Below are 12,842 nucleotides of genomic sequence, written 5' to 3'. Positions count from 1 at the left end.
GGCCCGTTTCCGGTGCAGTTCGGTTGTGGTGCGGCCAACAACGGGCCGGGCAACGGCGGCGTGTGTCAGGCTGTGGCGGTGCGCGGCGAACCTGGGTCTTGCGCTCCCTGACGTGCGGCCACCTCGCCTCGATGGTCACCAGCCGAGGCATTGCCGCGTCGTCCGCCCAGGAACAGGAGCTCATCGTTGCGAGGGCGGGCCGAAGTCGACCCGCACCGTCTCGAAGTCCTTGAATCGCTGCGCGGTCGCGAGCGTCGTGTAGATCCGCCGGTCGGCCTCGGTCAGTTCGACATCGTCGGTGAACAGGGTGAGCAGCGCCCGGGGCCACAGGCGGTAGTTCGCGATCATGTTGATCTCGGCGCAGAGCATCACCACGAGCGCCTGCACGTAGATCCAGGCGAGGGCGGCGAGCACGAGCCCGAACGTGCCGTAGAGCGCGCTCGCGTGGCTGAGCTGAGCGGCGACGTATCGAGCACCTACGGCCTGCAATGCCATCCAGAAGGTCGCGGCGATCAACCCGCCGGCGAGGACCTGGCGCACCCGCAGCGTCCGGGCTGTCAACAGCTGCATCGCCGCGGTGAACAGGCCGGCATTGATCACGAACGTCAGCACATAGCCGAGGAGCTGCAGTCCGGGCCCGGACCGGCCGGTGAGCTCATTGGCGAACGCCACAAACGTCGAGGCCGCCGCGGACAGCAGCACCGCGCTGCCGAGCATCAGCAACAGCCCGAGGCTGCGCAGCCTGGACCGGATCGGATTGGGCTGTTCGTTGCGCGGGATGCCGTAGATGTGGTTGAAGCCGGCCTGCGCGGCCTGCATCGCCCCGAGTCCGCCGTACAGCGCTCCGAGGATGCTGAGCACCAGACGCGTGCCGCTGCCGCGTAACCCGCTGACGTTGCGCTCCAACTCCGGCCCGATGGCCGGCAGATCCCCCACCGCCGTCTGCACCAGTTGCTGGTGCAGGTCAGGGTTGGCCTCCAGCACGAAGCCCAGCGCGGTGAAGAACAGCAGCGTCAGCGGGAACAACGAGATGAAGCCGTAGTAGGTCACCATCGCGGCAAGGTACGGACCACGGTCGTCGACGAACTTGTAGACCACCGCCAGCGGGAACCCGAGCCAGGTGTGCCGGCGCTGGTAGCGATCCAACCACGCGACCACGGTGAGCACCTACCCCGTCGCCCCGGCGTCACGCTCGCCCGTCCCCGCAGTGCTGGGGTGGGACAGCGCCACTCCTTCCGAGTGAGGCGACTCGGCGACATGGTGGCGACCGTTGCAGCTAGGAGCTGACCATCGTCGGAGAGGACGCATCATGAGCGATCTGATCGCAATCGGATACCGCGACCTGGACACGGCGAACGCCGCCCGGGAAAAGATCATCGACCTGCAACGGCAGGGACTCATCACCGTGCGCGACGCCGCTGTCGTGGACGTCGGTCCCGACGGCAAGATCCGGCTGCATCAGGGAACCAGCGCGACCGCGGTCGGAGCTGCCGGTGGGGCCCTGTGGGGTGGCCTCATCGGGCTGCTGTTCTTCGCGCCCTTCCTCGGCATGGCAATCGGTGCGGGCGCCGGCGCGCTGGCCGGCAAGGCCACCGACGTCGGGGTCGACGACAAGTTCATGAAGGACGTCGGCGCGGCCATGCAGCCCGGCTCCGCGGCCCTGTTCCTACTCGTCGACCAGGTCACCGTCGACAAGGTCATCGCGGAGATGGCGCCGTATCAGTTCGGCGGCAAGCTGCTCCGCAGCTCCCTGAGCATGGAGGCGGAGCAACGCCTGCGCGACGCCATCCAGGCGTTGCATCTGACCCCCGCGTAACGCCCGAGCACGTGCACCGGTAACCGGGTGCACGGTGTGGACCGCAGACCGCCGACGGCCGGGACGGGTGTGGTGCCGTCGACGGTCGCGGCTTCGCAGCGACAGACGCCTTTGGACTGAATCCTATGATCGGAGCTGGGGCGTGGGCGATGCTCGCGGCCGCGTCGTTGCTGCTCGGGGCTGTCGTCGCGCTGACGGTCAGGGTGCCGCCGAAGGTCGTGGGCAACGTCATGGGTTTCGGCGCCGGGGCGCTGGTGGCAGCGCTCGCCTATGAGCTCATCCCCACCGGCCACGTCTCCGACTGGCTGATCTGGGTCAACTTCGGCATCGGCGCCCTGGTCTTCTACGGCCTGGACAGCCTGCTGGAGCGCCGATCGGCGACCGGGGGCGGAGCGGGCGTGTCGATCGCCCTCGGCGCGCTGCTCGACGGCGTCCCGGAGTCCATCGTGCTCGGTGTTGGCATGGCCGTCGGCGGGACGGTCAGCATCGGCTTCTTCGTGGCCGTGCTCGTGTCGAACGTGCCCGAGAGTCTCTCCTCGACCGCCGACCTGCGCAGGACCCACTCCGCTGCCTGGATCTACCGGCTCTGGGCGGCCATCGTCGTCTGCTCCGGGCTGGCCGCCGTCCTCGGCTACGCCCTCGCGTCGCACCTGTCCAACGTGGACGGACGTTACGTGCAGGCGCTCGCCGCCGGCTCCGTGCTGACGATGCTCGCCGACTCGATGATGCCTGAGGCCTTCAGCCGGGGCGGTCGCCCGATCGCGCTGCTGACGGCGCTGGGATTCGCGGTCGCCGCCTACCTCACGACGCTGGACTGAAAGCTCGAGGTTCGTCCTGCCCAGCGTGCCGCATCTCGTCGGCCTGTGCGTCGCCCCGATCCGCGCCGATGGCCTGCGCACTCTCGCCGCCTGGAAAGGGCTCGCCGCCCTGGCGGTGGCGGTCGCGCCGTCGTCCCTTGCGCTCCTCGGTGCCGCCCGCGGCGGCTGGCGGATCCTCAGCACCGCCGCCCGGCGGCGCCGGACCAGCGCAGCCTGACGTACAGGGACATCCGACACTGGCCGCCCCTCAGCGGAAGGCGGTGATGTTGCGCTGGACCCAGTCGGTGAAGGTGTGCGGTGCCCGGCCGAGAACCCGTTCGACGTCGGGACTGATCCGCTGTTCGGCGGAGGTGGGCTCGCCGATGGCGTCGAGCGTGGTCTCGACCACGGGTTCGGGCAGGAACTGCAGCATCTGCGCGCGGGCCTCGTCGCGGGTCTGTTCGACGAACCGGATCGGCTCGCCGAGCGCGTGGCCGAGCATCTCGGCCCGTTGCCGCGGTGTGGTGAGGGCCGGCCCGGTCAGCGCGTAGACCTGTCCGGCGTGGCCGTCTCCGCGCAGGGCCGCGGCGGCGACCTCGGCGATGTCGGCCGGGTCGACGGTCGGCAGGCCGACGTCGCCGAAGGGCGCGGCGACCGTCCGCTGCGCACGGACCGTCTCCGCCCAGGCGTACATGTTGGAGTTGAAGGCGCCGGGCCGCAGGATCGTCCAGGCCATCGCCGATTGCCGCACGGCGTCTTCGAATGCCCGCATCATGCCGCCGTGGGATGCCGACTGTGGTCGGGTGGCGACGCCGATGGAGGACAGCAACACGATGCGGCCGACGCCGCCGGCTTTCGCGACGTCGACGATGTCCCGTGGGCGCAACAGGTGGGCACCGGCGCCGCCGTCGTGGAGGAACAGCGCGTCAGCGCCGTCAAGCACGGGACGAAGGCGCTCCGGGTCGGTCAGGTCCGCCTGCCGGTGTCCCACGCCGTCCGGCACGGCCGCGTCCGGGACCCGCCGGGACACCGCCATCACCTGCTCGCCGGCTGCCGCGAGGGCCTGCACGAGCGGCCGGCCGACGTTGCCGGTCGCTCCCGTCACTACGATCATGAATGGCTCCGATGTCATCTCAGTCGTGGTCGTCGTCGCCCGGGCGGGCGACAACGTCGCAGGCCGGGTGGCCTTGCGGCGACTCGAGGACGCTAACATCGCCGGTATAGTAGGTACCTACAGGAAAGTGGCTTTCCGAGAGGACAGACGTGACGGCGACCCAGGCGCCCGCGCCGATCGACCCCGAGCAGGCATGCCCGATCGCACCGGTCGTGGATATCGTGTTCAGTCGATGGACCACACCGATCCTGTGGTCCCTCAACGAATACGGCCGGCAGCGGTTCGTCGAGCTGGAGCGGCGAATCAGCACGATCACGCCGAAGGTGCTGACCCAGCGGCTGCGCCAACTCGAACGCGACGGACTGATCGTGCGCACCTACCACCCCGAGATCCCTCCGCGGGTGGAGTACGAGATCAGCGACCTCGGCCGCAGCCTCGCCCCGCTGTTCGCCCACCTCGCCCAATGGGCCGCCACCAACCTCGACAAGGTCGAACAGGCCCGCCAGGACCACGACAGCAAATCCGCCCGCTGACTTGAGGGCGACGGCCCGATGGCGACGACGGCGACGGTGAGGCCGGTCAGCGCCCAGCGTCCGGACATGATGCGCTCCTACGGGTGGCTGGGGTGTTCGTGGTCGGTGTGGCCGGCCGGCTCCAGCTGGAACGTCGAGTGGGCCACGTCGAAGTGCCCGGCCACGCACGCCTGCAGGGCGTCCAGCAGCCGCGGGGCGCGCCCGTCCTGGAAGCACTCGTCGCGCACGACGACATGCGCGGTCAGCACCGGCAACCCGGACGTGACGGCGTGCACGTGCAGGTCGTGCACGTCCAGCACGTGTTCGAGGTCGGTGATGTGACCGCGGAGCTGATCCAGGTCGATGCCGGCCGGAGTCGCTTCGAGCAGGACGTTGACCGCCTCACGCAGCAGGCGGACCGCTCGCGGCGCGATGATGAGACCGATCAGCACCGACACGATCGCGTCGGCACGGGTGAAGTCGGTCGCCGCGATCACCCCGGCCGCGACGATGACACCGACGGAGGTGGCGGCGTCGGTGGCGACCTCGAGAAACGCGCCGCGCATGTTGAGGCTGGCGTTGCGGGCCCGCCACAGCAGCGCGACGCCCACGAGGTTGCCGGCCAGGCCGATGACCCCGAACAAGGCCATCCCGCCCGGCTCGACCTCGGACGGCTCGATCAACCGCCGGACACCCTCGACGAACACGTAGACGCTCATACCGGCGAGCACCAGGCCGTTGACGGCGGCGGCGAGGATCTCCGCCCGCGCCCAGCCGAACGCGCGCCGGCCCGTCGCGGGACGGGCGGCGAGCACCGTCGCGCCGAGGGCGAGCGCCACCCCGCCGGCGTCGGCGAGGACGTGACCGGCGTCAGCGAACAGCGCGAGACTGCCGGTGACCAGCGCGCCGACGACCTCGACGGCGAAGATCACCACCGACACGGCGAGGGCCCCGGCGAGCGCGGCACGGTGCCGGCCGGTCGCCGTCACCTGGTGGTCGTGGTCGTGTCCGTGGCCCATCAGGGCACCTCCGCATAACCCATGTTCACATGCGCATACTAATATGTATCAACGACGACGCGTCAAGAGGTATTCGGCCCGCATCCCTGTCTACTATGTTGCTTCGTACTTACGTCCCGGTAGCGATCGAGTTGCGGGCCACGGGAACTTTTGCGTCACGGTGAACGACTATGTGGCATAGGAGTCGGGCCAGAGGAAGGAAGGAACGGGCGCGGTGAGGTCAGAGACGCTGGCGGGACGGCGGTGCCGGTGGAGCGCGGGCGCCGCGCTCACGGTGGTGAGCGTCGTCACGGCCCTGGCCGCCACGGCGGCACCGGCCTGGGCGCACAACGCGCTGCGCAGCAGCAACCCGGCCGAGGGCGTGAGCCTCCCGAACAGCCCCACCGCCATCACGATGACGTTCCGCGAGTCGCCGAACCCGGCGATGGCGCAGGTGGTGATCGTCGACGCCGCCGGCGCCGACCTGGTCGCCGGTGCACCGACCGGGGCCGGGACGACCCTCACCCAGCCCCTGCGCGCGGCGACGGCGGCCGGCACGGTCACCGTCACGTACCGGGTCGTCTCCACCGATGGCCACCCCGTCCAAGGGAAGATCACCTTCACGGTCACCACGGTCCCGGCCGCGTCGCCGGCTGCCAGCAGTCCGTCCCCGGCCCGGACCAGCGCTGCCGCCCCGGCACCCACAACGGCCGCTGCCACCGCTCCGGCCGCGGCCGCGGCGGAGGAGCCCATGCAGCCGTGGGGCGTCGCGTTCGTCGTCGGGCTTCTCGTCGGCCTCATCGCGATCGCCGCCGCCCTCGCGTTCTGGCCCCGCCGCCGACGTCGCGATCCACCGAGCGCGCCGGCCCCCGCCGGATCGCCGGACGCCACCTGACCGCCGCACCACCGGAGGACGTACATGCTCAGAGCCACGTGGCAGCGGGTCGCCGTCGTCGTTGCCGTCACTGCCGCGCTCCTGCTGGCGCCGGGTGTCGCCGCCGCGCACGTCAGCGTCACCGCCGTCGACGCGGTGCCGGGCAACACCGCCCGGCTGACGTTCCGGGTGCCGAACGAGAGCGACACCGCCAGCACCGTCAAACTCGAACTGGTCATGCCGACCGCGACCCCGATCGCGTTCGTCGCCCTCAAGGCGGTCCCCGGCTGGACCGCCACCACGGAACACGCCCCGCTACCCAAGCCGGTCGACACGCCGGACGGACAGCTCACCGAGGCCGTCACCAAGGTCACCTGGACCGCGGCAGCCGGCGGCGGCATCAAACCCGGCTACTTCGAGGACTTCGAGCTGTCCGCCGGTCCGCTGCCCGACGTGGACACCATCGTGTTCAAGGCGCTGCAGACATACTCCGACGGCGAGGTGTCCCGCTGGATCGAGGAGCCGACCGGCGGCCAGGAACCCGACGACCCGGCACCGATCCTCAAGCTCGACCGCACCGCACCCACCAGCGCTCCCGCGGCTGTGGCACCGCCCGCGTCCTCCGGCACCGGCCCTCTGCCGTTCGCCGTGTCCGCCGCAGCGCTCGCGATCGCCGTCGCGGCGTTGGTACTGACCATCGCCGCCGCCCGGCGGAGCGAGCGGAGCGCGTGACGCTCGCGAACCGGCGCGCGACCGTCGCCACGCTGGTCGTCGTCGGGGTCGCCGCGGCGGCGAGCGCGGTGTATGCCGGTGGCGGCACCGGCACCACGGCGCTGCCGGGTTTGCCGGTGGCCGGGCCGGTGACAGCGTGGGGGCTGCCGGTCGCCCGGGTGCTCGCCGACGTGAGTGCGGCCGCGACGCTCGGGCTGCTCGTCGCCGCCGCCTGCCTCGCACCGGTCGAACGTGAACGGGCCCGCCTTGCACTCTCCGCCACCGGATTCCATGCGGTCCGGCTGGCGTCGCTCGCCGCGACCGGATGGCTGCTGGCGGTCGCCGCGCTCGCCGTGTTCACCGTGTCGGACCTCCTGGCCACCCCGGCGGTCGAAGTCCTGCGCGGGCGGGCGACCGTGAGCTTCCTGCTCGACCTGGTGCAGGGCAGGGCGCTGCTCGTGAGCGCGAGCGCCGCCGTGGTGACCGCGGTCGTGGCACGGTTCGCCCTCGAGGTGCGCACGGTCGTCCCCCTCGCGGCGGTGGCGGTGGCCGGGCTCGCCGCGCCGGCGTTCGCCGGGCACGCCGCCTCGTCCGGCGACCATCAGCTCGCCGTGTCGTCGCTGGTCCTGCACAGCGTCGCCGCGGCCGCCTGGGTCGGCGGACTCACCGCGCTGCTCCTCCTGCGTCATCGCGGCACCGCCGACCGGCACCGGGCAGTGCGCCGCTTCTCGGTCCTCGCCACCTGGTGCCTGCCGCTCGTCGTCGCCGCCGGCGCCCTCAACGCCACGACCCGCCTGCAACACCCGGCCGAGCTGTGGAACAGCACGTACGGACAGCTCCTCACCGTCAAGATCGCCGCCGTGGCGGTGGTCGTGGTGCTCGCCGCATGGCACCGGCGGTTCAGCGTCCCGGCCCTGGCCGACGGCCGGCCCGGGACGTTCCGGCGGATCGCCGTCGTCGAGGTGGCCGTCCTCGCCGCGGCGTCCGGGCTCGCGGTCGCGCTGTCCCGCACGCCGCCACCCACCGGTGACAGCGGCGAGGAGACCATCGCCCAGACCCTGCTCGGCTTCCCGATGCCCGGCCCGCTGTCCGCCGGCCGGCTGCTCACGCAGTGGCTCGTCGAACCCCTCGCCGTCACGGTCGCAGTCGTAGCGGTCGGCAGCTACCTCGCCGGCTGGTGGCGCCTACGGCGGCGAGGCGTCACCTGGCCGGTGCACCGCCTGGTCGTGTGGACGGCCGGCTGGGCGGTGGTGGTCCTCGTGACCGGCTCGGGGCTGGCCCGCTACGCGCCGGTGCTGTTCAGCGCGCACATGGTGGTGCACATGGCGTTGAGCATGCTCGCCCCGATCCTGCTCGTCCTCGGCGCACCGGTCACCCTCGCGCTGCGGGCCCTGCGTCCCACCCGCGCATCGGACTGGCCGGGGCCGCGGGAATGGCTGACCGCCGCCCTGCACAGCCGCCCCGCCGTCCTGCTCAGCCATCCGCTCGTCGCGCTCGCGGTCTACGTCGGCAGCCTGTACGGGCTGTACTTCACCGGCCTGTTCGAGCTCGCGCTGCGCTCCCATGCCGCGCACCTGGCGATGCAGGCGCACTTCCTCACCGCCGGGTACCTGTTCTTCCACGCCCTGATCGGCGTCGACCCCGGCCGGCGGCCCGCACCCTACCCGCTGCGGATGCTGCTGCTGTTCGCCGCGATGGCGCTGCACGCCATCTTCGGCCTGGCCATCCAGCAGTCCACGACGGTGCTCGCGGCCGACTGGTACACCGCCATCGCCCGGCCGTGGGGTGCGTCGCCGCTGCAGGATCAACGGCTCGGCGGTGGCATCGCCTGGTCGTTCGGGGAACTGCCGACCGCGCTTGTCGCGATCATCCTGCTCGCCCAGTGGTGGCGCGCCGACCAGCGCGAGGCACGACGGGTCGACCGGGCCATCGACCGCGCCGAGGCGGACGGCGAAGACCACGCGCTCGCCGCCTACAACCGGCAGCTGGCCGCCTGGGCCGCCGGATCACGCCGCACCAGCCAAGACGCCACCGACGAGGGAGCCTCCCGCCGATGACCAAGAAGGCCAAGCCCCGCACCACGCGACAGACGTTCACCGCCCCGCCCCGACGGACCAGCTCACCTCGCCGGCCGGCTCGCAGGTGGTGGCAGAACGGCAACCTGATGCTGACCGTCACCCTCGTGGTCGCCGCCGTGATCACCGTCGGTGCGTTCCTGGTCCTCGACGACACCGGCAGCGAGGCCGAGCCGGTCACCAGCGCCACCGACCCGCGCCTCGTGCGTGAGGACAGCCACCGCCTCGACGTCGCCGCCGATGGCAAGGTCACCCTGGTCGAGTTCCTGGACTTCGAATGCGAGTCCTGCGGCGCCGCGTACCCGTCGGTCGAACGGATCCGCAAGGAGTACACCGGGAAGATCACCTACGTGGTGCGGTACTTCCCGCTGCCGAACCACACCAACGCCCAGAACGCCGCCCAGGCGGCCGAGGCCGCGGCGAAACAGGACAAGTTCGAGGCCATGTACACCAAACTCTTCGACACCCAGAAGGACTGGGGCGAGGCGCGCACGTCGCACGCGGCGACGTTCGAGGGCTTCGCCGAGCAGCTCGGCCTCGACATGACCCGCTACCGCGCCGACGTCACCGCCCAGGCCACCGTCGAGCGCGTCAACCGGGACAAGGCCGACGGCACCGACCTCGGCGTGCAGGGCACCCCGACGTTCTTCCTCAACGGCAAGCGGCTGCAGGTCTCCCCCACCTACACCAACCTGAAGAAGGCCGTCGACGACGCGCTCACGGCCGGCAGCTGATGCCCGTCCGCAGGCTCGGGTGGCTGCTCACCGTCGCGGGCGGGCTCGGGCTGGTCGCCGCGTTCGTGCTGACCGTCGAGAAGGTCCGGCTGCTGCAGGACCCGGCGTACCGGCCGACGTGCAGCATCAACCCGATCCTGTCCTGTGGCTCGATCATGGCCAGTGACCAGGCCGAGGTGTTCGGGTTCCCGAACCCGCTGCTCGGCCTGGTCGGGTTCACCGTGGTCGGCACGACCGGCGTCGCGGTGCTCGCCGGCGCCGTGCTGCCCCGCTGGTGGTGGCTCGGCCTGCAGGCGGGCGCGACCCTCGGCGTGGCGTTCGTGCACTGGTTGTTCGTGCAGAGCGTGTACCGCATCGGTGCCCTGTGCCCGTACTGCATGGGCGTCTGGGTCGTCACGATCGCCATCTTCTGGTACGTGACGCTGCACAACCTCGGTGGACGGCCGATCGCCGGCATCCTCGTCCGGTATCACAGCACGATCCTCACCGGCTGGCTCCTGGTCCTGGTCGCACTGATCGGCGTGAAATTCTGGGACTTCTGGAGGACCCTGCGATGAGGTGGCGGACACACCTCGCCGCCATGATGCTCGGCGCGCTCACCGTCCTCGCGCTGCCGGCGGCCCCCGCGAACGCGCACGCGACCCTGGTCGGCTCGGCCCCGACCGCGGACGTCGTCGTCGACGCGCTGCCCGGCGAGGTCGTCGTCACGTTCAGCGAGCCGGTCCGGCCCGTCGCCGACAAGGTCAGGGTCATCACGCCCGACGGCGGACGCCTGGACACCGGCAAAGCCACCGCACGCGGCGCCGACCTCGTCATCCCGGTCCGCGGCGACGGGTCGAAGGGCACCTACCTCGTCAGCTACCGGGTCATCTCCGCCGACAACCACCCGATCAGCGGCGGCTTCGCCTTCTCCTACGGTCAGGTCTCCGCCACCCCGACCGACGACGCGGGCGCCGGCGTCCAGACCGACCCGCTCGTGAAGAACGCCATGTCCGCCGCACGGTGGATCGGCTTCCTGGGACTGATCCTGCTCGTCGGCCCGGCCCTCATCCTCCTCACGCTGTGGCCGGCCCGGCTGCCCACCACCGGCCCGGCCCGCCTCGCCGTCGTCGGCGGTGGGCTCGTCGCGGTCAGCACGCTGCTGGAGCTGTACCTGCAGATCCCGTACACCTCCGGCAACGGGCTCCTGGGCGGGACCCTCGACGGGGCGGCCGAGTCGCTCGGCACCGCCTACGGCGCCGCCCACCTGGTCCGTCTCGCCGCCGTCGCCGCCGCCGTGCTGCTCCTGCGACCGGTCGCCGGCCTGCGCGCCGGCAAGGTCGACCGGGCGCTCCTGATTCTCGTGGCGGTCGTCGGCGCCGCCACCTGGCCGCTGTCCGGGCATCCGAGCGCGTCGCCGGTCCCCGCGCTGACGGTCGTCGCCGACGCCGCCCACCTCGCGGCCATGGCCGTCTGGGTCGGCGGACTGGTCGTGCTGTTCGGGTTCCTCCTGCGCCGCGCGAGCCACCGGGAGCTCGCCGCCATCATGCCCGTGTGGTCCGGCTGGGCGCTGCTCGCCGTCACCGTGCTCGTCCTGGCCGGCACCGCCCAGGCGCTCGTCGAGATCGGCACGCTCAGCGCACTCACCGGCACGCTCTACGGCCGGCTCGTCATCACGAAGGTCGGCCTCTTCGCGGTCATCATCGTGGCAGCCGCATACGCGCGCGACATCACCAACCGCGACTTCCCGGCCGCCGCCGACGACGAGAAGGAGGCCGCCTCCGTGCGCGGGCGGCTGCGGATCGGGGTCCTCGTCGAGATCGGCGTCGTCGTGCTCATCCTCGGCGTGACGTCCGTCCTGGTGCAGACGACCCCCGCGCGCAGCGTCGAAGCCGCCTCGGCGCAGCCCGGCCGCCCCGTCGAGGTCAAGGTCAGCAGCAACCTGTTCCAGGTCGTCGTCGACGTCTCGCCGGCGAAGACCGGGATCAACACCGTCCACCTGTACGCGCGCAAACCCGACGGCAGCGCGCCGCTGCAGGTCGTGGAGTGGAAGGCGACGGTCGCGCTGCCGGCGAAGGAGGTCGAGCCGATCACGGTGCCGATGGTGGCGCTCAGTCCGGACCATGCCAGCGGACAGGTCGCATTCCCGAGCGCCGGCACCTGGGACATGCGTATCACCGTGCGCGTCGACGACATCAACCAGGCGACCGTGACCGCCAGAGTTCCCGTCCGTTAGGAGCGCGCTGCCGGCGAGCACACACGCTCTCGACGTCTACTAGACGCGATAGTAGTATTCGGCGTGAGTCGGGGACCTCTGGTGTGGTCGCTGTTAACCCGGCTTGACGCGGCGCGAGTTCTGCATCGCTCAGGGACTCGCGTCGCGTGACAGCGATCGCCGACTCCTACCCTCAGCAGGAGAAGGGCGCCAGCCGCACTCAGCCCTGCGCCGAGAATCCGCCGGGCGGACCGCCCGCGCCCAGCAGGCCGGCGAACCGTCGGACCAGGTCGGCGCCGGCTTGACCCGATGCCATGAATTCGAACTCGCCGCCGTCGTCCATACCAACGGTGACGCGCACCCGCCCTCCTTCGTCAGTGCTGCGCGCCCAGCGCATCGCGGACAGCGGCAGGTCCGGAGGCGTCACGCCGTCACGGACTGCCCGGCCGGCCCGCACCGACAGCGCCCAACCGGCGCACGCCACGGCCACGGCAGCGGCGCCCACAACGCCGGCCAGCACGAAGAGCACCACGCCGGCCCGGGCGCTGACGGCACCGCCGACGCCCATCGCGGTCATCGCGACGGCCAGCGCGGCGAACGCGGATCCGCCGGCCAGGCGCAGCAACATGTGCTGGCGAGCGGAGCGGCCGACGACGAACACACCGTCGCCGGTGAACCGCAGTGTCGCCGTGGTCCCGTCCGCCGTCTGGATCCCGCGTAGTTGCACCCCGTCACCGTACGCGACCGCCCACCGTCGCCTGACCCGGCCGCGGCGGTGGCACGATTCGGGGATTCGTCACTACGATCGCGCCTAGTAGTGTCCTCCTCATCGGAACGAACGACAACGGCACAGCCACTTGGAAGGAACACCGCGATGAGTGAGTACGGCGAGTTCAACACCGGGTACGAGTCCGGTGACGTGGAGCAGCTGCACACCGAGGCCGGCAGCGAGCAGGACTACCAGTCCGACTTCGGCGTCTACAGCCAGGACAGCGCGTCGGCGGAGTCCACCGACTT

At 71.4% G+C, this 12,842-nt stretch carries 14 protein-coding genes; 10 read left to right on the top strand and 4 right to left on the bottom strand.

Annotated features, from left to right (window positions below; translation table 11 throughout):
• Positions 1–180: 180 nt before the first annotated feature.
• Entirely contained in the window at positions 181–1,158 is a 978-nt protein-coding gene (locus Dsi01nite_RS26690) for a YihY/virulence factor BrkB family protein (RefSeq protein ID WP_203849017.1), read from the bottom strand.
• A gap of 151 nt (positions 1,159–1,309) precedes the next feature.
• Here Dsi01nite_RS26690 and Dsi01nite_RS26685 point away from each other — a divergent pair, with 151 nt between their 5' ends.
• From Dsi01nite_RS26685 to Dsi01nite_RS26675, 3 genes are all read left to right on the top strand, one after another.
• Positions 1,310–1,816 carry a DUF1269 domain-containing protein gene (locus tag Dsi01nite_RS26685; protein WP_203849016.1) on the top strand — a complete coding sequence of 169 codons (507 nt, stop codon included), beginning with the start codon at positions 1,310–1,312 and terminating at the stop codon, positions 1,814–1,816.
• Positions 1,817–1,941: 125 nt separating this feature from the next.
• Positions 1,942–2,634: a ZIP family metal transporter gene (locus Dsi01nite_RS26680; protein WP_203849015.1), complete on the top strand. Its 693-nt coding sequence runs from the start codon at positions 1,942–1,944 to the stop codon at positions 2,632–2,634.
• A gap of 25 nt (positions 2,635–2,659) precedes the next feature.
• Positions 2,660–2,851 (top strand): hypothetical protein, encoded by a 192-nt coding sequence (locus tag Dsi01nite_RS26675; protein ID WP_203849014.1) that lies wholly within the window; start codon positions 2,660–2,662, stop codon positions 2,849–2,851.
• A gap of 30 nt (positions 2,852–2,881) precedes the next feature.
• Here the strand turns inward: Dsi01nite_RS26675 and Dsi01nite_RS26670 are convergent, their stop codons facing one another.
• Positions 2,882–3,727: an NAD(P)H-binding protein gene (locus tag Dsi01nite_RS26670; protein ID WP_203849013.1), complete on the bottom strand. Its 846-nt coding sequence runs from the start codon at positions 3,725–3,727 to the stop codon at positions 2,882–2,884.
• A 149-nt stretch (positions 3,728–3,876) separates the two neighbouring features.
• Here Dsi01nite_RS26670 and Dsi01nite_RS26665 point away from each other — a divergent pair, with 149 nt between their 5' ends.
• Positions 3,877–4,260: a winged helix-turn-helix transcriptional regulator gene (locus Dsi01nite_RS26665; RefSeq protein ID WP_203849012.1), complete on the top strand. Its 384-nt coding sequence runs from the start codon at positions 3,877–3,879 to the stop codon at positions 4,258–4,260.
• Positions 4,261–4,337: 77 nt separating this feature from the next.
• Here the strand turns inward: Dsi01nite_RS26665 and Dsi01nite_RS26660 are convergent, their stop codons facing one another.
• Positions 4,338–5,258 carry a cation diffusion facilitator family transporter gene (locus Dsi01nite_RS26660; RefSeq protein ID WP_203849011.1) on the bottom strand — a complete coding sequence of 307 codons (921 nt, stop codon included), beginning with the start codon at positions 5,256–5,258 and terminating at the stop codon, positions 4,338–4,340.
• Between the two features lie 214 nt (positions 5,259–5,472).
• On the opposite strand from Dsi01nite_RS26660, the gene Dsi01nite_RS26655 reads away from it, so the two are divergent.
• The 6 genes from Dsi01nite_RS26655 to Dsi01nite_RS26630 all read left to right on the top strand — a co-directional run bounded on the left by Dsi01nite_RS26655 (position 5,473) and on the right by Dsi01nite_RS26630 (position 11,846).
• The gene (locus Dsi01nite_RS26655) at positions 5,473–6,132 is read left to right on the top strand and encodes a copper resistance CopC family protein (protein ID WP_203849010.1); all 660 of its coding nucleotides are present in this window, start codon (positions 5,473–5,475) and stop codon (positions 6,130–6,132) included.
• Positions 6,133–6,156: 24 nt separating this feature from the next.
• Positions 6,157–6,843 carry a YcnI family protein gene (locus Dsi01nite_RS26650; protein WP_203849009.1) on the top strand — a complete coding sequence of 229 codons (687 nt, stop codon included), beginning with the start codon at positions 6,157–6,159 and terminating at the stop codon, positions 6,841–6,843.
• Positions 6,840–8,879 (top strand): bifunctional copper resistance protein CopD/cytochrome c oxidase assembly protein, encoded by a 2,040-nt coding sequence (locus tag Dsi01nite_RS26645; protein ID WP_203849008.1) that lies wholly within the window; start codon positions 6,840–6,842, stop codon positions 8,877–8,879. The genes Dsi01nite_RS26650 and Dsi01nite_RS26645 overlap by 4 nt, the downstream gene beginning before the upstream one ends.
• Positions 8,880–8,986: 107 nt before the next feature.
• Positions 8,987–9,631 carry a DsbA family protein gene (locus Dsi01nite_RS26640; RefSeq protein ID WP_203849042.1) on the top strand — a complete coding sequence of 215 codons (645 nt, stop codon included), beginning with the start codon at positions 8,987–8,989 and terminating at the stop codon, positions 9,629–9,631.
• On the top strand, positions 9,631–10,188 hold the full coding sequence (locus Dsi01nite_RS26635; protein WP_203849007.1) for a vitamin K epoxide reductase family protein: 558 nt from the start codon (positions 9,631–9,633) through the stop codon (positions 10,186–10,188). Before Dsi01nite_RS26640 ends, Dsi01nite_RS26635 begins: the two co-directional genes overlap by 1 nt.
• Entirely contained in the window at positions 10,185–11,846 is a 1,662-nt protein-coding gene (locus tag Dsi01nite_RS26630; RefSeq protein WP_203849006.1) for a copper resistance CopC/CopD family protein, read from the top strand. Before Dsi01nite_RS26635 ends, Dsi01nite_RS26630 begins: the two co-directional genes overlap by 4 nt.
• 199 nt (positions 11,847–12,045) lie before the next feature.
• On the opposite strand, the gene Dsi01nite_RS26625 is transcribed toward Dsi01nite_RS26630, so the two are convergent.
• Complete coding sequence (locus tag Dsi01nite_RS26625) at positions 12,046–12,552, bottom strand: hypothetical protein (RefSeq protein ID WP_203849005.1); 507 nt, start codon at positions 12,550–12,552, stop codon at positions 12,046–12,048.
• Positions 12,553–12,842 lie beyond the last annotated feature (290 nt).

It is taken from the genome of Dactylosporangium siamense (genome assembly GCF_016862795.1).
In the GTDB taxonomy this organism is placed as follows: Bacteria; Actinomycetota; Actinomycetes; order Mycobacteriales; family Micromonosporaceae; genus Dactylosporangium; species Dactylosporangium siamense.
This window is presented reverse-complemented; position numbering and strand designations above follow the sequence as displayed.